This is a genomic window from Aquabacterium sp. G14 (assembly GCF_037482285.1).
Classification (GTDB): Bacteria; Pseudomonadota; Gammaproteobacteria; order Burkholderiales; family Burkholderiaceae_C; genus Aquabacterium.
The window spans coordinates 99,828-119,566 of sequence record NZ_JBBEYB010000007.1 but is presented as its reverse complement, the minus strand read 5'-3'; the positions used below and the strand labels follow the sequence as shown (position 1 = coordinate 119,566).

The window sequence follows — 19,739 nt, the reverse complement described above, 5'->3', positions numbered from 1 at the left end:
GGGCGACTTATATTCATAAGATTCAGTCGAAAAACGAATGTCATTGAGCGTCGAGCATCATGGACCTGCGAGCCCTGCGTTACTTTGTTGAAACCGTGCGTCACAGCAGCTTCACCCACGCGGCGGAGCACCTGTGTGTGACCCAGTCCACGGTGAGCAAGATGGTGCGCCAACTGGAGGAGGAGATCGGCCAGCCCCTGTTGATCCGCGAGGGGCGAGGGGTGCGCCTGACCGACGCCGGCAAGATCGTCTTCGAGCGGGGGCAGGAGGCACTGGGGGTGGTCAGGAGCCTGACACAGGATGTGGCCGACCTGAGTGGCCTGGTCCGTGGGGAGGTGACGGTGGGCATCCCGCCCATGGTCAATCTGTTCTTCCCGCCCTTGATCAAGCGTTTCAAAGAGCGCTATCCGCAGATCAAGTTTCACGCCCAGGAGGCCGGGGGGCAGGTGATCGAGCAGCGGGTGTTGGCGGGCGAACTGGAGGTGGGCGTGACGGTGTTGCCGGTGCCCGCCGACAGTGGCTTGACCAGCACCGAACTGGGACGCTTTCCCATTTGCCTGGTCGGCACCCCGGCATCGTCGTGGTTTCGGGTCGCCCAGCCGACGCTGGCGACGCTGGATCAAGAGCCGCTGTTGATGTTCAGTGAAGACTACGCCCTGACCAAACGGCTGCGCACGGGCTTCATCCAGGCCGGGGTCGAGCCCGTGATCGTGGCGCAGAGTGGACAGTGGGACTTTCTGTTGTCGATGGCGATGGCCGGCCTGGGCACGGCCCTGATGCCGGAGCCCTTGCTCAAACGGCTGCGATTGCCGGCCGACGTGGTGATCCGCCCCTTGTGTGAGCCCGAGGTGAGCTGGCGTGTGGGGCAGGTGTGGGTGCCAGAGCGGCACATGTCGCATGCGGCGAGGGCGTGGTTGGCGGTGTGCGCCGAGGGCAGTGCCTTGCCCTTGTTCTGACGCTGCGCGCCCGACGATGTGGCGCAGGTCGCTGCGCTATCCTTGCCGCCCATGAAAGCCTTGCACATCCACGTGGGCGAACGCGCCCGGCGACACATTGAGGCGAACGGGCTGCAGCCCAGCGACATCCGCGTCGTCCCGGCGGCGGCCGGCGGCCCCAAAGGCCTCATCCTCAACCACCTGGACCGGCATCTGTTCGGGCACTGGTTGCCGCAAGGGGGCCACACGGTGCATCTGGTGGGCGCATCCATTGGTGCGTGGCGCATGGCCACGGCGGGCATGGCCGACCCGGTGCGCTCGTTTGCCGACCTGGCCCATGGCTACATTGCGCAGCACATCGAGCCGGAGCCGGGTCGCAAGATGCCGTCGCCTCGCCGCGTGACGCAGGGCTTCACCGACACCTTGAACGGCTTCTTCGGTGAGGAGGTCCCGGGCATTCTGAGCCACCCTCGTTATCGCCTGCATGTGCTGACGTCCCGCGGCCGGCAGGTGCTGCGCCAGGCCACCCCGTCGCGCACCATGCTGGGCTTCACCGGCCTGGCCCTGGGCAACGCGGTGTCGCGCAAGGCCGTCGGCCTGTTTCTGGAGCGCACGGTGTTCTCGACCCCGGGCGAGGCCTTGCCCGTGCCATTGCGCGACCTGCCCACCGGCCGCGTGGAGCTGAACACAGGCAACTTTATCCCAGCCATGCTGGCGTCTTGCTCCATCCCCTTCATGCTGGAGGCCGTGCGGGACATTCCCGGCGCGGTGCCGGGCTCGCACTGGGACGGCGGCATCGTGGACTACCACTTCCACTGGCATTATGCGGCCATGCAGCCCGGGCTGGTGCTGTACCCGCATTTCCAGAAGCAGGTGGTGCCGGGCTGGCTGGACAAGGCCTGGAAATGGCGGCATGGTGCCACGCCCTGGTTGGACAACATGGTGCTGCTGGCGCCCAACCCGGCCTGGGTGGAGACCCTTCCGGGTCGCAAGCTGCCCGACCGCAAGGACTTCACGGGCTTGGACCGCGAGGCCCGGGTGCGCGCCTGGACGCAGGCCGTGGCGCAGGCCGCGCAACTGGCCGATGAGTGGCAGGACTGGCTGCAGCGTGGCTGCCCCGCTGGCGAGGTCTTGCCGCTGTGATGTCATGACCTGAGCCGGGCAGGCTCGCTACACTTGAACGCATGGACACCCTCAGCAGCCTGTTGCTCATTGCCGCCCTGATTTCCGCCAGTGCCTTCTTTGCGATTGCCGAGCTGTCGGTCGCGGCCTCCCGCCGCCTGCGGCTGCGCCAGATGCTGGAGCAAGGCGAGGCGCGCGCGGCCAAGGTGTTGGCGGTGCAGGACGAGCCCGGTGACTTTTTCACCGCCATCCAGATCGGGGTGAACACCGTCGCGATCTTAGGCGGTGTGGTGGGGGAGGGTGCGTTTGCCCCGCTGTTGCAACCACTGCTGGCTGCACTGCCGTTGAGCGAGAGCCAGGCTAACACGGCTGCCGCGGTGGTGTCGTTTGTCATCGTCACCAGCTTGTTCATCTTGCTGGCCGACCTGTTTCCCAAGCGTCTGGGTATGTCGGCACCTGAGCAAGTGGCCCTGCGGGTGGTCGGCCCCATGCACCTGTTTCAGCGCGTGGTGCGCCCGATGGTCTGGCTGTTCAAGGGCATGTCGGAAGGGCTCTTCCGCCTGTTGGGCTTGCCCGATCGCCGCGACGAGGGCGTGACCTCGGACGACATCCTGGCCATGGCGGCCGCAGGCGCGGAAGCCGGTGTGCTCGCGGCGCAGGAGCACCAGGTCATTGAAAACGTGATCGAGCTGGACACCCGCCTGGTCACCAGTTCCATGACCGCACGCGACAGCATCGTGCACCTGATGCTGGACGACAGCGAGGCGCTGATCCGGGCCCGCATCGACCAGTACCCGCACTCGACCTATCTGGTCTGCGATGGCGACATCGACCATGTGGTCGGCTATGTGGACTCGAAGGACTTGCTGAGCCTGGCCTTCAAAGGCCTGCCCATCAGCCTGCGTGGCAACGACGGTCTGGTCAAGAAGGTGCTGACGGTGCCCGACCGTCTGACCTTGTCCGAAGTGCTGATGCAGTTCCGCCAGGCCTATGTGGACTTCGCGGTCATCATCAACGAGTACAGCCTGGTGGTGGGCATCATCACCATCAACGACGTGATGAGCACGGTGATGGGCGGGCTGGTGGGGCCGCAGGATGAAGAGCAGATCGTGCAGCGCGATGCCAACTCGTGGCTGATTGACGGCGTCACGCCGATCGAGGATGTGCTGCGTGCCCTGGACTTGGACAGCCTGCCCAGCCAGGAGGAGTACGAGACCCTGGCGGGCTTCATCATGGTGATGCTGCGCCGCGTGCCGCGTCGCACCGACAAGGTCGTGTGCGAGGGCTACCAGTTCGAGGTGCTGGACGTGGACAGCTACCGGATCGACCAGGTGATGGTCAGCCGCATCGAGCCGGTGGTATCTACCACTTCGCTCGATACGGCTGCCTGATCACATCGACGCTTCGAGGATGGCGCGGTATTCCTCGGCCGTGGCCACGCGCGGATTGGTCTTGTGGCAATGGTCGGCCATGGCACCGCTGATGATGCGGTCGAACCATTCGCGCTGCACACCCATGGCGGCCAAGCCGGTGGGCAAACCCAGGCGGGCGTTCATGTCGCGGATGGCCTGGGGAATGTCGCCCTCGGAGGCCAGGCCCATGGCGTGCGCCATGCGAGCCAGTCGGCGCTCCTTCTGAATCGACTCGGCGCCAGCGTTGAACTGGATGACAGCCGGCAGGAACATGGCGTTGAGCGTGCCGTGGTGCAGCTTGGGGTTCACGCCACCCAGGCTGTGGCTCAGGCTGTGCACGGCGCCCAGGCCCTTCTGAAACGCCATCGCGCCTTGCATGGACGCGCTCATCATGTTCAGACGGGCCTCGCGGTCGTTGCCGTCGCGCGTGGCACGTTCGATGTGGGCCCAGGCGCGCTCCAGACCGTCCAGCGCGATGCCGTCGGCGGGCGGGTTGAACGCGGGCGCCATGAAGGTTTCCATGCAGTGCGCGATCGCATCCATGCCGGTGGCCGCCGTCAGTGCTGGGGGCAGGCCCAGGGTCAGTTCCGGGTCGCAGATGGCGGCCTTGGGCATCAAGTTCCAGGAGTGGAAACCCAGCTTGCGGCCGTCGTCCACGATGACGATGGCGCCTCGCGCAACCTCGCTGCCCGTGCCGGCGGTGGTCGGCACCGCGATCAGGGGCGCGGCGGCCGCGGTGATCTTGGGTGAGCCGCCTTCGATGGTGGCGTAAGTGGTCAGGGGGCCGGGGTGGGTGGCCATGATGGCCAGGCCCTTGGCCAAGTCGATGCTGGAGCCGCCGCCCACGGCGATCAGGCCATCACAGCCCGCGGCTTGCCAGACCTCGTGCGCTGCACGCACGGCCGCCTCGGTCGGGTTGGGCGGGGTCTGGTCGAACACGGTCACCGGCAGGTCGGCCAGCGCGTCCAGCGCCTTCTGCAGCACGCCCGCTGCCCGCACACCTGCGTCGGTCACAACGAGGGGACGACGGATGCCGATGCGTTCGCACTCGGCTGCGATCTGGCGGATGGCGCCGAACTCGAACTGGATCTGGGTGAGGTACAGGATGGTGGCCATGGCGCTGTAGGGGATGAAGAGGGTGGCGGGATCAAAAGCCGACGGACGATTCTCCCCTCAAAGCAGGGGGTTCCCACTAAAAAGTACCTGCTGGTTTGCCCCATGGTCAAAGCTGTGTCATACGATACGCTTCATGCATGAAACGGGCGTTTGAAACGTCTGTATCTCGGAGACCTTTCGCACATGACCGCGGCCACCCCACGCCTGACCCCTGCTGACACCAAGTCCCGCATCCTCGATGCGGCCGAGGCGCTGTTCGTGGCCGGTGGCTTCGATGCCATGTCGATGCGCCAGATCACGACCACGGCCAGCGTCAACCTGGCGGCGGTCAACTACCACTTCGGCAGCAAGGATGCGTTGATCCAGGCAGTGCTGGCCCGTCAGCTCGATCCGCTCAACGACGCGCGTGTGGCCTTGCTCGGCGCCCTGGAGACCGATCTCGGGGAGCGCATGACCTGTGAGCACGTGCTGGTGGCCATGTTCCTGCCGGCCGTGCGCATGTCGCGCAGCGGTGCGCCCAACGCCGAGCGCTTCCTGCACTTCCTGGGGCGCGCCTACACCGACCCGTCTCCGGTGGTGCGCGAGTTTATCGACACGCACTACCTCGAAACCCTGGGCCGTTTCTTCTTGGCCTTCCAGCGCACGCTGCCCGAACTGAGCCGCGAAGACCTGGGGTTCCGCCTCAATTTCGCCATGGGCGCGTTGTCCGGCATCTTGGCCGGTGGCAACACCCAGCGGCTGATCCGTGACTTCACCCAAGGGCAGGGCGACCAGGAGGTCACGCTGCTCTCTCGCCTGATTTCCCTGATGGTGGCAGCGCTGAAGGCGCCCCTGCCTGGGCCCGGTGACACCACGGTGCTGGACGCCATCGTCCGGATGCCGGCGGTGGTTCGCCTGGCGCCGGAAGCTTGATCCAACTGTGAAAGCGGCTCCCAAGGCCGCCATGTTTTCCAACCGGTCTGATGCCTGGGAATGCGGGCGCAGACCACTATCTCTGCGAGTGTTCTGATGAGTGACGGATACCTTGACTTCGCCAATTCGGGCCTGGGCGCCAAGCTGGTCAACATGCTGGGCCTGCCCAAGCCGCTGCCGCTGGAACGCTATCAGCCCGGTCAGCCGGTGATCCAGGGCACGGTGCTGGTGGGCGGCGGCGAACAGGCGCCGCTGCTGCCCGCCCTGGCCAAGGTGTTCAAGGCCATTGGTGCGCAAACGCTGGCGCACGAGCGGCTGCCTCAGTGGGTGAGCATAGGCAACCAGGCCGGTTTGACGACCGGCCGATGGGGCGGTCCCGGCAAGGGCGGTGAAAAGGTCAAGGCCCTGGTGTTCGACGCCACCGGTTTGACCGACAGCACCCAGTCGGACGCACTGTACTGGTTCTTCCACGACGCCGCTCGCTCGCTGCTGCCTTGCGGGCGCGTGGTGGTGTTGGGCCGTCCGCCTGAAGGCTGTGCCTCGCCGCGCCAGGCCACTGTGCAGCGTTCGCTCGAAGGCCTGACCCGTTCGCTGGGCAAGGAATTGAAGAAGGGCAGCAACGCCCAGCTGGTCTACGTGGCCGAAGGCGCCGAAGACCAGATCGAGTCCACGCTGCGCTTCCTGCTGTCGCCGCGTTCGGCCTATGTGTCGGCCCAGGTGATCCGCATCGGTCAGGTCGTGGGCGCCTCGCAGTCGCCCGCTGACTGGCAGCAGCCCCTGGCCGGCAAGAAGGTGCTGGTGACCGGGGCGTCCCGCGGCATTGGCGCGTCGATTGCCGAGGTGATGGCCCGCGACGGCGCCCAGGTGATCTGCCTGGACGTGCCGCAGGCGCAGGCCGGTCTCGATGAAGTGGCCAAGAAGATTGGCGGCACCGCGTTGGCCCTGGACATCGGCTCGCCCGAAGCCCCGCAAAAGCTGGTGGACGCCGCCAAGGCCCAGGGGGGCTGGGATGTGGTCGTGCACAACGCCGGCATCACCCGCGACAAGACGATCGCCAACATGAAGCCCGAAATCTGGCAACTGGTGGTCAACGTCAACCTGTCCACACAGGAGCGCATCAACGAGGCCCTGGTCGAATCCGGTGCGCTCAAGGCCGGTGGTCGCATCGTCTGCGTGTCGTCCATCTCGGGCATCGCCGGCAACATGGGCCAGACCAACTACGCCGTCTCCAAGGCGGGCGTGATCGGCATGGTGCAAAGCAGCGCACCGATCTTTGCCAAGCAGGGCATCACCATCAACGCGGTGGCCCCCGGTTTCATCGAAACCCAGATGACGGCCGCCATTCCGTTCGCCATCCGCGAAGCCGGGCGCCGCATGAACTCCATGAGCCAGGGTGGTCAACCCGTGGACGTGGCCGAGGCCATTGGCTGGTTCGCCAGCCCCGCTTCCAGCGGCATCACGGGCAATGTGGTCCGTGTCTGCGGCCAGAGCCTGATCGGCGCCTGATCTTCACAGCACCCCGAGGCGCACGGCCATGAAGATCATCGAAGTCAACAAGCTGCCCAGCCCTTTGAGTCTGAACCTGGGGGCCTTGCGCTCCAGCACCAAGCGCCCCGGGGTGGTCGAGTCCCTGCCGCAGGTCACCTATGTGCGCCCGCATGTGGTGGTGGACGGCAAGAAGGCCCAGGCCTATGCCAAGGTGTGCGGCTTCCAGAAAGCGCATGGCGTGCCCATGCTCTTCCTGCACATGGAGGCCTTCCCGCTGGCCATGATGCTGTTTGGCAGCAAGCGCTTCCCGTGGCCGGCCATGGGCATCGTGCATCTGGCCAACAGTGGCACCTTGCACCAGCGTGTGCAGCCCGGTGATGCACTGCGCATTGAAGTGCAGACGGGGGAGCTGTTCAAGCACGAGAAGGGGCAGGTCTTCACCTTGCACGCCCGCGCCCTGCGCGACGGGCAACTGGTGTGGGACAGCACCTGGACCCTGCTGCGCATGGGCGTGAGGCAGCCTCAGGGCGCGCCCTATGTCAGCGCGCTCGGCGATCTGCCGCCACTGGCGCGCCAGGCGGACTTCTATGCCGACTCCGGTATCGGCCGTCGTTACGGCCTGGTGTCGGGCGACATCAACCCCATCCACCTGTCGGCCATCACAGCCAAGTTCCTGGGTTTCCGCCGTGCCGTGGCGCACGGCATGTGGACCAAGGCCAAGGCCCTGAGCACCTTGTTGCCGCGTGAAGACGTGGCCTACGCCTCGGTGCAAGTCGAGTTCAAAACACCGCTGTTCCTGCCGGCACGCGCCTCGCTGTGGGCCGTGCGCGATGAGCACGGCGCGGTCTTCGAGGTGCGCAACGCCCGGGGCGACAAACCTCACCTACGCGGCCGGGTCACGTACTGACGCCTGTCGCCCCCCTTCATCAGTTTCAAGGACTTTCACACATGAGCAACACCATCCGCCGCGTCGCCATCCTGGGCGGCAATCGCATCCCCTTCGCCCGCTCCAACACGGTCTACTCCAACGTGTCCAACCAGGAGATGCTGACCGCCACGCTGCAAGGCCTGGTCGACCGCTTCCACCTGCATGGCGAACGCCTGGGGGACGTGGCCGCCGGCGCCGTGATGAAGCACAGCCGCGACTTCAACCTGGTGCGCGAATCGGTGCTGTCCACCACGCTGGCCCCTGAAACCCCGGCCTACGACCTGCAGCAGGCCTGCGGCACCGGTCTGGAAGCGGCCATGCTGGTGGCCAACAAGATCGCACTGGGTCACATCGAATCCGGCATTGCCGGCGGCGTGGACACCACCTCCGACGCCCCCATCGGCATCAACGAAAAGATGCGCAAGATCCTGATGGAGGCCAACCGCGCCAAGGGCACCGTGGCGCAGCTGAAGGTGCTGTCCAAGATCCGCCCCAGCATGCTGGTCAAGCCGGCCATTCCCCGCAATGGTGAGCCCCGTACCGGCTATTCCATGGGTGAGCACGCCGAGCTGATGGCGCGCGAATGGAACATCCCGCGCGAAGAGCAGGACCAACTGGCCTGCGCCAGCCACGCCAACCTGGCGCGTGCCTACAAGGAAGGCTTCATGGCCGATCTCATCACCCCCTTCAAGGGCGTGAGCCAGGACAACAACCTGCGCGAAGGCTTGACCATTGAAAAGCTGCGCTCGCTCAAGCCCTGCTTCGACAAGAAGGTGGCACCGGGCCAAGGCACCTTGACCCCGGGCAACTCCACCCCCTTGACCGACGGCGCCTCGGCCGTGCTGTTGGCCAGTGAGGAGTGGGCCCAGGCTCGCAACCTGCCGGTGCAGGCCTACATCACGCACAGCGAAGTGGCGGCGGTGGACTTCTTCAACAAGAAGGAAGGCCTGTTGATGGCACCGGCCTATGCCGTGCCGCGCATGCTGCAACGCGCCGGCCTGACCCTGCAGGATTTCGACTTCTACGAAATCCACGAAGCCTTTGCCGCCCAGGTGCTGTGCACCCTGAAGGCCTGGGAAGACCCGAAGTACTGCAAGGAGCGTCTGGGTCTGGACAAGCCGCTGGGCGCCATCGACCGCAGCAAGCTCAATGTCAACGGCAGCTCGCTGGCCGCCGGCCACCCCTTCGCGGCCACCGGTGGGCGCATCGTGGCCTCGCTGGCCAAGATGCTGGCGCAAAAGGGTTCGGGCCGGGGCTTGATCTCCATCTGCGCGGCCGGTGGCCAAGGCGTCGTTGCCATCATCGAGCGCTGAGCCCCGCGCGATCCGAAGTTCGCACAGCCAGAAGTACAAGAGGAGATTCGCATGAACGCCAGCGTTGCCGCCGCCGTCCGCCCAGCAGGCCAGTCCATCGTCAACCCAGATGGGTCAACCAACCGCATCTGGTTGTCGTCTTACGTGAAGGGGGTGGCGCACGACATCGATGTCAACAAGTACCGCTCATTGGGGCATTACTTCGACGAGTGCATCGAGAAGTTCCGCCATCGCCCGGGCTTTGTCAGCATCGGCACCGAGATGAGCTACGACCGGTTGGATCGACTGGTCAACGCTTTCGCAGGCTGGCTGCAATCGCAGGGTATCCGCAAGGGCGATCGGGTGGCCATCATGCTGCCCAACACCTTCCAGTACCCGGTGTGCCTGTTCGCGGTGTTGCGCATCGGGGCGGTGGTGGTGAACGTGAACCCGCTGTACACGGCGCGAGAACTCAATCACCAGTTGAAGGACAGCGGGGCCGAAACCATCATCGTGATGGAGAACTTTGCCAGCACCTTGCAAGAAGCCCTGGGTGGAACGCAGGTCAAGCGCATCGTGCTGACCCAGATCGGCGATCTCCTGTCGGACGGCTGGCTTAATCCGAAGGGGCGTGCGCTCAACTACGTGATCCGCAAGGTCCAGAAGATGGTGCCGGCCTACAACCTGCCAGGTGCCGTCTGGATGCGCGATGCACTGAAGGCCGGTGGCAAAGTGCAGGTCAAACGTCCCGAGGTGCAGCCTGAGGACCTCGCCTTCCTGCAATACACGGGCGGCACCACAGGCGTGGCCAAGGGTGCGATGCTCACGCACCGCAATGTGCTGGCCAACTGCCAGCAGGCACTGGCATTTGCCGAAGGCCAACTGACGGGTGAGACCGAGACCGTGGTTACACCGTTGCCGCTGTATCACATCTTCTCGTTGACGGTGAACTGCCTGATCTTCATGGCATTGGGCGGTCGCAACATCCTCATCGCCAACCCGCGTGACACCAAGCGCGTGATGATGATTTTGAAGAAGGAGAACTTCAGCGGCATCACCTGCGTGAACACGCTGTACGCCTCTTTCCTGGACGACCCTGACTTCCGCAAGCGCGACTTCTCGAATCTCAAGCTCGCCGTGGCCGGTGGCATGGCGCTGCAACGCAGCATCGCCGAGCGCTGGAAAGAGGTCACGGGCAATTCCATCGTCGAAGGGTATGGCCTGACCGAATGCTCACCCATCGTCACCCAGGCGCCGGTGGACATCAGCAACCCCGGCCCGGCCTTCACGGGCAGCATCGGCGTGCCAGTGCCTTCCACCGAGGTGCGTTGCCGCCGTGAGGACGGCAGCTGGGCCGACATCAACGAGCCAGGCGAGTTGTGCGTGCGTGGCCCGCAGGTGATGAAGGGCTACTGGCAGCGTCCCGAGGATACGGCCAAGACCATCGATGCCGAAGGCTGGTTGGCCACGGGTGACATCGCGGTGATGGACGAGAAAGGCTTTCTCAAGATCGTGGACCGCAAGAAAGACATGATCCTGGTGTCGGGCTTCAACGTCTATCCCAACGAGATCGAAGACGTCATTGCCATGCACCCCGACGTCAAGGAAGTGGCAGCCGTGGGGGTGCCCGACGAAGTCGCCGGCGAGCGCGTCAAGGTCATCATCGTGCCGCGCACCCCCACGCTGACCAAGGAAGCGGTGATCGAGCACTGCCGCAAGAACCTGACTGGCTACAAGATCCCGCGTGTGGTCGAGTTCCGCGACACCGAGTTGCCCAAGACGCCTGTGGGTAAGATCTTGCGACGAGAACTTCGCTGACCCACATCATGACCGCGCCTGCTGACTTCACCTTCATCCACCGTTTGCGCGTTCGTTGGGCTGAGGTGGACGGGCAGCATGTGGTGTTCAATGGCCACTACCTGACCTATCTGGATGTGGCCATCACCGAGTTCTGGCGCCATGCCGGACTCCCATACCCCGATGCCCTGGCCTTCCATCAGGGCGACATGTTCGTGCGCCGCAACCTGATCGAGTACCACGCGCCTGCGCGCATGGACGACTGGCTCGACATCGGGCTGCGTTGCGAACGCATCGGGCATTCGTCCATCACCGTGGCGTGGGCCATCTGGACGCAGGGCCGCCTGCTGGTCACCGGTGAGGTCGTCAATGTCTTCGTCGACGCGCACACCCGCGTGCCCACGGCGGTGCCTCAGGCCATGCGCGATCAGTTGGCCGCATTTGCGCGGCACGACAACGTCTATCGCGATGAGTTGGGCGATTGGACCACTTTGCAGACCGGTGCTTCCCGCGTGCGACGTGCGGTGTTCATCGAAGAACAGGGCATTCCCGAGTCCGAAGAATGGGACGCAGACGATGCCACAGCAGTTCATGCTTTGGTCAGCAACCTGGCTGGCCTGCCGCTGGCCACGGGGCGGCTCCTCCACCTTGGCTTGCCAGCCGGGCAAGCCAAGGTCGGGCGCTTGGCGGTCCTTCGCAGCAGCCGAGGCACGGGCTTGGGTGAACGTGTCCTGAGCGCCTTGATGGCCGAAGCGCGTCGCAGGGAGTTGCACCAGGTGAGCCTGCACGCACAGCTCAGCGCGCGAGCCTTTTACGAGAAGTCAGGCTTCGTTGCTGAAGGTCCGGTGTTCAACGAGGTGGGCATTCCCCACCAGCGCATGGTCATTCGCCTTTGAGGGCACCAGGACTGCTTTTGATCAGGCTTCGAGCGCGAGTCTTGCGAACGGGCAGATCGGTCGACAACTCATGGTTGTCCTGCTCTTGAACCTCGCTGCTTTCAAAGCTGTCATCGGAACGCACCGATGGCGGAGGCAGGGTGGCACTGAGCCGAGCCACCTCAGCACTGTTCATCGTGTGCCGTGGCGGCCAGTTTTTCAAGGTCACACGTCGCATCAAGGCCATCGGGGAGTGGGCACTGAAGCTGCGCTCCAACACATGCGTCACCACCCGTTTGTTCACCCGCTCGGTGATGATCACCGTCGAGGCCCGTGTGCCGTATCGAAACTCGGGTGCCTTGATGAATGCCGATGAGAGCATTCGTTCCCACTCCAGTCCCACCCCTGTATGAGGCAATTCGGCATCTGCAGCTTGCGCCGGATCGGCGAGCGCAGAGAACAGGCGATTGGCAAGGTCCTCTGCATCGACGGCGGCAGGCATGGCTGCCTTGAGCCTGGCTTTGAGGGCCTGCACCTTGGGCCAAGGCGTGTTCAACTCCGCGTTTGAGAGCCCAAACACCCCTTTCTGCAGACGCTCGGGGTAGAGCCTTTCGTTGTTCAGCCAGAAGCACTCGCCCTCGGCAAAGTCCAGCGCCACCATGTTGAAGCCGTTGTATCCCGTCATTGCCAGGCGAGGCCACAAGCGGCTCATGTCGGTGTCACCCTTGAGCCACTGCGTGACGAGGTGGCCGCGCGAAGGCGCCAGCGCATCCATCTTTGCCGGGTTTCGCACGTTGGTCACCAATCCCAGCCGACCCGACGCCGTCAGCCCCAGCCAGGTGCCGCCTTCCGACAGGTCACGCCCTCCGAGGATGGCAGGTCCACCCCCCTCGGGCTCCCACCACCCCAGGCGTGCAGCGGGGCGGTCGTAGAACTCGTCGCGGTTGCTGGCCAGGACAAAGGGGAACCTGCTGCTCTGATCCAGGGAGAAAGCCACCAGGCACATGCTTTACCCCTTCGATGTGGATGGAGGCTGCCCGAGCACGGCAGGCGACAAGCCCATGGGAACGAAACTTTCCACATGGCGTGGTCCGATGAGGCCTGGGGGGAGCATGTGCACCTGCTCAGCCAGCATCTGCTCAAACAGCACATCCACACCGGCGGGGTGTTCATACACCTCCATCCAGGTCTGTTCCACGGCAGGGCTCGCGACTTCATCCGTACGTCGCCACAGGCGGGCCTGCAAACCAGGCCAACGCTGCATGAGTGCTTCCTGCATGGTGATCACAGCATGGAGCGCTTCGGCGGTTCGTGTCTGGGACACCCGGTAGTAGATGAACAAGGCGCGCAGGCCTTCAGGCGAGGACATGGATCCGTGGGAAAGTCAGCGATGCAAGGCAGACTAACGCAAGGAGTGCCGCTTACGTGCCCTTGATGTGTGAACGCACCAGCATTGTGCGTGGTTACCGTTAACTAGTTGACGCAAACGCGGATCGCTGCGGTCGCGACACAGCAATACCGCGGGGTGTATCAGTCCTTGGCGTCGTCGGTGGGGAGTGCGTAAGGCAAGTTGCCCAAGGTCACAGTGAAGCCATCGGCACTGCCGGCCCTCAAAGGCGCACCGCGCGCGGCCAACTTGAGCTCGACCAGCGCACTGCAGCGCGGCGCCGCACCTGGCATGACCGCTGTATTGATCACCACGCCTGCGGGCTGACCTGGATCGGCATCTGTGAACAACTCCTGCCCCGGCGTCAAGGTCTGCTCTGCGTGCGCGACGAAGGCACGGCGCTTCGTGGTTCCCCGGTACTGGCTGCGCGCGACCACTTCCTGACCGGGGTAGCACCCTTTCTGGAAGTTCACGCCACCGATCAACTCATAGTTGATCATTTGCGGCACGAACAGATCGACCGTGGCTTGTTGAACCCGTGGGATGCCACTCATCACGTCAAGCCATTGCCATTGTTCGGCGGGCAGGGGGGGGAGTTTGGCCAGGCAGGCTGGCGCGGCCGCCGCTTCGCCCACCCATAACCAGCGCGCAACGCCCAGCACATCGGGCAGTCGAACCAACAGGCCTTCAGCGGCCGACTGGGCCGACCAGATCGGGGCATCGACGGTGGCGCCCAGCGCCGCGCCGGCTGCCGTGCCAACCAGGCCGATAACCGACAGGGTCGAGGAGGCGTCCGTCAACTTGGCCTTGGCCCTCAGGACAAACATCGACAGGCGCTTGACCAGGGCGGGCACGGTGTCCCGGTCGGCAATCAGCCACAGCAAATCGGGCTGGGGACGCAGGTTCAACAAACTGCCGAGCATGCGCCCCTTGGGGGAGCAGTAGGCGGCCAGTCGGGCCTGGTTGGCGCTTTGGCCGCTGACATCCTGACTGAGTTGACCGTGCAGGAATGTGGCAGCCTCATCGCCGTGTGCCTGGATGACGCCCAGATCGGACACCAGCAAGGCGCCGGACCAGGAAGTTGGGTCGGGAAGGTGGATCTCGCTCATAGCCTCATTATCATCACGGTCGCCATGAAACATTCCACTGCCTTGCCCTATCCCCCACGCTTTGTGCGCCAACACGGCGGCATCCTCGCCCGTCTGTTGACGATGTTGCTTGCGCTGACAGGACTCGTGGCTGCGGCAGCGTGGTGGTGGCTGAGTCAACCCTTGCCCACCAGCACGCCCACGGTGGAGTATTCGGTGGAGGCTGGCAGCACCCCGCGCGAGGTGGCGCAAGGCTGGGCCGAGGCCGGTGTGCAGACCTCGCCTTGGGTGCTCTATCAGTGGTTTCGATGGTCAGGACAGTCGCGGCAGATTCGCGCAGGCAGCTACGAATTGAAGCAAGGTGCCAGCGCCCGTGACCTGCTGCGCATGATGGTGCAGGGCGATGAGAGCCTGGCCCGTGTCAAATTGATCGAGGGCTGGACATTCCAGCGCTGGCGTGAGGAGTTGGCCAAAGCCGATGGCCTGGAGCCCACCACCCGAGACTGGACGGCGCAGCAGATCATGGACGCGCTGGGCTTGCCCGGCGTGCCAGCTGAGGGGCGCTTTTTCCCGGACACCTATGCTTACGCCAAAGGTAATACGGACCTCGCCGTGATGCGTCGTGCTCAGCACGCGATGCAAAAGCATCTGGATGCCGCGTGGGCCCAACGCGACAGCCAGACTCCTCTGAAAAGTGCCGACGAGGCGCTGATCCTCGCCTCCATTGTTGAAAAGGAGACCGGCCAGGACGCCGACCGCCCCCTGATTGCCGGGGTGTTCACCAACCGCTTGCGCATCGGCATGCCCCTGCAGACCGATCCGACGGTCATTTACGGACTGGGCGACAGCTTTGATGGGGATCTTCGGCGCGTGCATCTGCGCACCGACACGCCTTTCAACACCTACACCCGGCGTGGGCTGCTGCCATCGCCCATCGCCATGCCAGGCAAAGCGGCCCTCATGGCTGCGGTGCGTCCTGCGCAAACCAAGGCTTTGTACTTTGTCGCACGCGGCGACGGCAGCAGCGCATTCAGCGCCACCTTGGACGAACATAATCGTGCTGTGAACCTCTATCAACGCACGCCCAGGAAGAACCCATGAGCACAGGTCGATTCATCACGTTCGAGGGCATCGACGGTGCAGGCAAGACCACCCATCTCGATGCCCTGGAGCGCATCTGGCGGGAGGCGGGCCATGAAGTGGTGCGGACCCGTGAACCAGGCGGCACCCCGCTGGCCGAGCAGTTGCGAGGGCTGTTTCTTCACGAGCCCATGGATTCGCTCACCGAAGCGCTGCTGGTGTTCGCGGCCCGCCGAGATCACCTGACCCAGGTCATTGAGCCGGCGCTGGCCCGCGGCGCCTGGGTGCTGTGCGACCGTTTCACCGATGCCACCTTCGCTTATCAGGGGGGCGGGCGAGGCTTCGACCTGTCGGTGCTCACGACCTTGGAAGGCTGGGTGCAGGGCGGCCGCCAGCCCGATCTGACGTTCCTCTTTGACTTGCCTCCCGCGGTGGCGGCTGCACGCCTTGCCGGCGCCCGCCAGCCTGACCGCTTCGAAGCCCAGGATCAGGTGTTTTTCGAGCGTGTGCGCGAGATGTACCTCACCCGCATGGCCCAGCACCCGGAGCGCTTCGTGCTGATTCAGGCGGACCAACCTCAAGATATCGTGGCGCGCGCCATTGGCCAGGCGCTTGCAGCCCGGGGTGTGGCATGAGCGATGGACCTCGCGCGCCGCTGTGGCCTTGGCTGCAGCAACCGCTGCAGTCGGCATTGCAGCAACTCAGTGGGCACCATGCCGTGCTGTTGCATGGCCCGCAAGGGGTCGGGCAGTTCGAGTTTGCACTCGCCCTGGCGCGCAGTTGGCTGTGTGAATCCCAGCCGGGCGGTTCCGCCCCCCAGATGGCCTGTGGCCGTTGCCCCAGTTGCCACCTGATCGATGCTGGCTCGCATCCGGATCTGCAGGTCATCTTGCCCGAGGCGCTGCAGGCCTCACTCGGGTGGCAGGCCAGCGGCGCAGACGAGGGCGGCGACAAGGCGTCCGACAAGGCCGAGGGCAAGAGCAAGAAACTCAGCCAGGAAATCAAGGTCGATGCCATCCGCGCGGTGGTGCAGTTCTCGCAGCACACGGCGTCGCGTGGACGTGCCAAGGTGGTGTTGATTCACCCGGCCGAGCGCATGAACCTGATTGCGGCCAACACGCTGCTCAAAACGCTGGAAGAGCCCCCGGGGCAGGTGCGCTTTGTGCTCAGCGGCGCCACCTTGGACCAGTTGCTGCCAACCATACGCAGCCGTTGCCAGGCGTGGCGCTTGCCCATGCCAGACCCCATGCCTGCTGCCCAATGGCTGCAGGCTCAGACCGAGGGCATGAGCCTGGAGGACGCGCAGGTGCTGCTCGCCGCTGCCGGCGGACAGCCTCTGACGGCCCGAGACCGACAGCAATTGGGTTTGGATGCACGCTCGTGGCCCCAATTGCCTCAGGCCCTGATGCAAGGGGGCGCCACCACCCTGACCCAGTGGCCTCTGCCTCTGGTGGTGGAGACACTCCAGAAACTTTGCCATGACTTGGCCCGCACGGCCCAGGGCGCGACGCCCCGGTACTTTCCGGCGTCCAGCCTGCCCGCGGCGCCGGACTTGGGGCTGCTCACCACCTGGTCTCAGGAGTTGGGCAAGGTGGCGCGCCATGCCGAGCACCCTTGGAATCAGAACCTGAAGATTGAGACGCTGCTCCTGCAGGCGCGGGCCATCATGCGCCCACGTCCAGCCCGTGCCGCGCTGCGGTGAAATACGTGTATGCGACGGCGAGCGCAGCGTTACACTTCTTGAATCATGAGCGAGTTTCAAAACACCAGCATGCCTTCCGCGTTCGCGCCCAGCGCGATGGGTAAACTCGGCCCCGCAGCGGGTTCGGCGGCTGGTGCGGCGGGGCGTCCCAGCGTCATCCAACTGGTGTTCCGTGAAAAGGGTGCGCTGTATGCTGCGTACATCCCCGCGTTCACCGACGGCGGTTTGTTCGTTCCCACCACCCGCGATTACGTTCTCGGTGACGACGTTTACCTTTTGCTCAGCCTGCCGGATGACAACCAGCGTTACCCCGTGGCAGGGAAGGTGGCGTGGATCACACCGGCCAATGCCTCGGGCGGCCGCACACAGGGTGTTGGCGTGCGTTTCCCGGCCGATGAGAAAACGCGTTTGCTGCGCCTGAAGATCGAAGAGATCCTGGGCACCAACATCTCATCGAGCAAGCCCACGCAAACACTGTGAGGCGCTTTGAGGCAAGATCACGGGTTTGCCGATCCGTATTTCTGCCCCAAACACCATGTTTGTCGATTCGCACTGCCACCTGAACTTCCCGCAATACGCTGACACACTCGACACGCTTCGCGCCGAGATGAGTGAAGCAGGCGTGGACCGTGCTCTGTGCATCAGCACCACCTTGGAAGAGTTTCCGCAGGTGCATGACCTGGCCACCCGCTATGACAACTTCTGGGCCACGGTGGGCGTTCACCCCGACAACGAAGGCGTGCAGGAACCCACGCTCGATGACCTGCTGAGCCGCGCGCGTCTGCCGCGTGTGGTGGGCATTGGTGAAACCGGGCTTGATTACTACCGCCTGGGCGAGCGCAGTGTGGCCGACATGGCCTGGCAGCGCGACCGCTTCCGCGTGCACATTCAGGCGGCGCGTCAGACAGGCTTGCCCTTGGTCATCCATACCCGCATGGCCAGCGACGACACCATCGCCATCCTCAAAGAAGAAGGGCAGGGCGAGGTGCGTGGGGTCTTCCACTGTTTCACAGAGAATGAGGCGGTGGCCCGTGCCGCGCTGGACCTGGGTTTCATGATTTCGTTCTCAGGGATCCTGACCTTCAAGAACGCGGCTGAGCTGCGGGATGTGGCCCGGTTTGTCCCCATTGAGCGCTGTTTGATTGAAACCGACAGCCCTTATCTGGCTCCAGCACCTCATCGTGGCAAGACCAACTCACCGGCTTACGTGCCCTTTGTGGCGCGTCAACTCGCTGAGCTCAAAGGCCTGGATGTCAATGAAGTGGGCCGCATCACATCGACCAACTTCGAGGATTTGTTCTCACTCGTGCGTGCACACTGAGGGTTAGCCCACGTCCATCTGGCAGCCATTGGCAGAAAATTTCCTCCAGGCGGAACACTTTTTGAAGCGACCTCCGCCACGGTTCACCACACAGGAGGTTCCATGCAAAAGATCAGTCTTCATGCCAATCCCTTTGCCTTGATGATGGATCCCGAGGCCGTGCTGGCAGCCATGGAGCGCTCCGAGCGCCTCAATCACTTGCAAAGCAGGGTGTGCCGTCCGCTGGACCGGCTCGAAGCCTTGGCGCAGGAGGTTGCTTCGTCATCCACGACGCGTCGGCAGGAGCGCTCAATGGAAGACGCGCTGCCGAGTTGACCGGATCGTCCGGCTTGCCGCAATCGTGTTTGAAGCCCGTCTCACGACGGGCTTTTTTTCGATCAGACTGACACCAGAACGTCAGCTTGCGATTCAACCAGCACTTGCTTGGTGACGCTGCCCAGCAGCAGATTCTCCAGCGCGTTCTCGCCATGTTTGCCCATGACGATCAGATCGCAGTCCTGCTCGATCTCCTGCTCCAGTACGCGAGTGGCTGGATCTCCCTGAATGACGACCTGCCGACTGTTCGCTGCGCTCAGTCCCACATCCTGACACAGGGACTGGAGGCGTTGTGACGCTTCTTGCAGCGCTGCTACACGGTAGTGGTTGATGATGTCCTCGTTGACATTGGCATAGCGCAGATGCCCCTCAAATGGGACTTCAAACACGTGCAATACCACGAGTTGGGCGGAGGGCGCCACCAATCGCGCGTGGCGCAGTGCGCGAACGGATGAGGGAGAGAAGTCGACAGGCACCAGCACGGTCTTGTATGCGCCGTGCGGTGCCTGCTTCACGACCAACAGCGGGCGGGTGGTGTTGCTGAGCATGCGCTCGGCCGTGGAGCCCAGCAGCATGTGGCGCAACAGACTTTCACCGCGAGCGCCACACACCAGCAGTCCGCTCGCGAGCTCGTCGGCCACGGCCCGGATCTCGGTGATCAGCGAGCCCACGACGAGGCGGTCGTCGACGTTCACCCCGTAAAGGCTGTGCAACGCGTCGGCTTCGGCCTGTAAGCGCTCGCGAGCAGTGCTCAGCACTTTGTGCTCCACAGACTCGTGGTCGCTGGTGAGCATTTGCCGCAGACGTTGCAAAGGCGCGAGGTTGGCCACGTGCAACAGACACAGGGGGACACCGCATTCCTGACTGAGCTGCGCGGCGCGTTCCGCAGCGTGGCGAGCCGGTGTGGACAGGTCAGTGGCGGAGAGGATGCTGTGAAGCTTGCTCATGATTCAGTGTAGCGTTTTGCCG

General features: G+C 64.3%; 20 protein-coding genes. 15 read left to right on the top strand and 5 right to left on the bottom strand.

From position 1 onward, the window contains the following. Positions 1-59: 59 nt before the first annotated feature. Genes WIT60_RS09630 through paeA form a run of 3 tightly spaced genes read left to right on the top strand, consistent with a single transcriptional unit; the run spans position 60 to position 3,448 of the window. Complete coding sequence (locus WIT60_RS09630) at positions 60-956, top strand: LysR family transcriptional regulator (protein WP_339583719.1); 897 nt, start codon at positions 60-62, stop codon at positions 954-956. Between the two features lie 51 nt (positions 957-1,007). Continuing rightward, on the top strand, positions 1,008-2,078 hold the full coding sequence (locus WIT60_RS09625) for a patatin-like phospholipase family protein (RefSeq protein WP_339583718.1): 1,071 nt from the start codon (positions 1,008-1,010) through the stop codon (positions 2,076-2,078). 41 nt (positions 2,079-2,119) lie between these two features. After that, entirely contained in the window at positions 2,120-3,448 is a 1,329-nt protein-coding gene (gene paeA, locus WIT60_RS09620; RefSeq protein WP_339583717.1) for a polyamine export protein PaeA, read from the top strand. Here the strand turns inward: paeA and gbd are convergent, their stop codons facing one another. Beyond that, positions 3,449-4,585 carry a 4-hydroxybutyrate dehydrogenase gene (gene gbd, locus WIT60_RS09615; RefSeq protein WP_339583716.1) on the bottom strand — a complete coding sequence of 379 codons (1,137 nt, stop codon included), beginning with the start codon at positions 4,583-4,585 and terminating at the stop codon, positions 3,449-3,451. A 183-nt stretch (positions 4,586-4,768) separates the two neighbouring features. Between gbd and WIT60_RS09610 the strand changes: the two genes are divergently transcribed. From WIT60_RS09610 to WIT60_RS09585, 6 genes are all read left to right on the top strand, one after another. Further along, positions 4,769-5,497 (top strand): TetR/AcrR family transcriptional regulator, encoded by a 729-nt coding sequence (locus WIT60_RS09610; protein ID WP_339583715.1) that lies wholly within the window; start codon positions 4,769-4,771, stop codon positions 5,495-5,497. Positions 5,498-5,593: 96 nt separating this feature from the next. Next, on the top strand, positions 5,594-7,003 hold the full coding sequence (locus WIT60_RS09605) for a 3-oxoacyl-ACP reductase (protein ID WP_339583714.1): 1,410 nt from the start codon (positions 5,594-5,596) through the stop codon (positions 7,001-7,003). A gap of 28 nt (positions 7,004-7,031) precedes the next feature. Next, a complete protein-coding gene (locus WIT60_RS09600; RefSeq protein ID WP_339583713.1) occupies positions 7,032-7,892 on the top strand; it encodes a MaoC family dehydratase in 861 nt (286 codons plus the stop codon). Positions 7,893-7,933: 41 nt separating this feature from the next. Then, complete coding sequence (locus WIT60_RS09595; RefSeq protein ID WP_339583712.1) at positions 7,934-9,226, top strand: acetyl-CoA C-acetyltransferase; 1,293 nt, start codon at positions 7,934-7,936, stop codon at positions 9,224-9,226. A 51-nt stretch (positions 9,227-9,277) separates the two neighbouring features. Further along, the gene (locus tag WIT60_RS09590; RefSeq protein ID WP_339583711.1) at positions 9,278-11,023 is read left to right on the top strand and encodes an AMP-binding protein; all 1,746 of its coding nucleotides are present in this window, start codon (positions 9,278-9,280) and stop codon (positions 11,021-11,023) included. Positions 11,024-11,031: 8 nt separating this feature from the next. Then, the gene (locus WIT60_RS09585; protein ID WP_339583710.1) at positions 11,032-11,898 is read left to right on the top strand and encodes a YbgC/FadM family acyl-CoA thioesterase; all 867 of its coding nucleotides are present in this window, start codon (positions 11,032-11,034) and stop codon (positions 11,896-11,898) included. On the opposite strand, the gene WIT60_RS09580 is transcribed toward WIT60_RS09585, so the two are convergent. From WIT60_RS09580 to ygfZ, 3 genes are all read right to left on the bottom strand, one after another. Further along, positions 11,885-12,883: an NRDE family protein gene (locus tag WIT60_RS09580; RefSeq protein WP_339583709.1), complete on the bottom strand. Its 999-nt coding sequence runs from the start codon at positions 12,881-12,883 to the stop codon at positions 11,885-11,887. The two genes, WIT60_RS09585 and WIT60_RS09580, sit on opposite strands and share 14 nt — an antisense overlap. Before the next feature lie 3 nt (positions 12,884-12,886). Next, entirely contained in the window at positions 12,887-13,246 is a 360-nt protein-coding gene (locus WIT60_RS09575) for a DUF4936 family protein (RefSeq protein ID WP_339583708.1), read from the bottom strand. Positions 13,247-13,407: 161 nt separating this feature from the next. Then, complete coding sequence (ygfZ, locus tag WIT60_RS09570; protein ID WP_339583707.1) at positions 13,408-14,373, bottom strand: CAF17-like 4Fe-4S cluster assembly/insertion protein YgfZ; 966 nt, start codon at positions 14,371-14,373, stop codon at positions 13,408-13,410. 24 nt (positions 14,374-14,397) lie between these two features. Between ygfZ and mltG the strand changes: the two genes are divergently transcribed. The 6 genes from mltG to WIT60_RS09540 all read left to right on the top strand — a co-directional run bounded on the left by mltG (position 14,398) and on the right by WIT60_RS09540 (position 18,770). Further along, positions 14,398-15,453 carry an endolytic transglycosylase MltG gene (gene mltG / locus WIT60_RS09565; protein WP_445207682.1) on the top strand — a complete coding sequence of 352 codons (1,056 nt, stop codon included), beginning with the start codon at positions 14,398-14,400 and terminating at the stop codon, positions 15,451-15,453. Further along, the gene (tmk, locus tag WIT60_RS09560; RefSeq protein ID WP_339583706.1) at positions 15,450-16,067 is read left to right on the top strand and encodes a dTMP kinase; all 618 of its coding nucleotides are present in this window, start codon (positions 15,450-15,452) and stop codon (positions 16,065-16,067) included. Before mltG ends, tmk begins: the two co-directional genes overlap by 4 nt. Continuing rightward, the gene (gene holB, locus WIT60_RS09555; protein ID WP_339583705.1) at positions 16,064-17,134 is read left to right on the top strand and encodes a DNA polymerase III subunit delta'; all 1,071 of its coding nucleotides are present in this window, start codon (positions 16,064-16,066) and stop codon (positions 17,132-17,134) included. Before tmk ends, holB begins: the two co-directional genes overlap by 4 nt. Before the next feature lie 96 nt (positions 17,135-17,230). Further along, a complete protein-coding gene (locus WIT60_RS09550; protein WP_339583780.1) occupies positions 17,231-17,614 on the top strand; it encodes a PilZ domain-containing protein in 384 nt (127 codons plus the stop codon). A gap of 55 nt (positions 17,615-17,669) precedes the next feature. After that, positions 17,670-18,455 carry a TatD family hydrolase gene (locus WIT60_RS09545; protein WP_339583704.1) on the top strand — a complete coding sequence of 262 codons (786 nt, stop codon included), beginning with the start codon at positions 17,670-17,672 and terminating at the stop codon, positions 18,453-18,455. A gap of 102 nt (positions 18,456-18,557) precedes the next feature. Further along, positions 18,558-18,770, top strand: a complete 213-nt coding sequence (locus tag WIT60_RS09540) for a hypothetical protein (RefSeq protein ID WP_339583703.1) — start codon at positions 18,558-18,560, stop codon at positions 18,768-18,770. A 62-nt stretch (positions 18,771-18,832) separates the two neighbouring features. On the opposite strand, the gene WIT60_RS09535 is transcribed toward WIT60_RS09540, so the two are convergent. Further along, positions 18,833-19,717 (bottom strand): universal stress protein, encoded by an 885-nt coding sequence (locus WIT60_RS09535; RefSeq protein WP_339583702.1) that lies wholly within the window; start codon positions 19,715-19,717, stop codon positions 18,833-18,835. Positions 19,718-19,739: the final 22 nt, after the last annotated feature.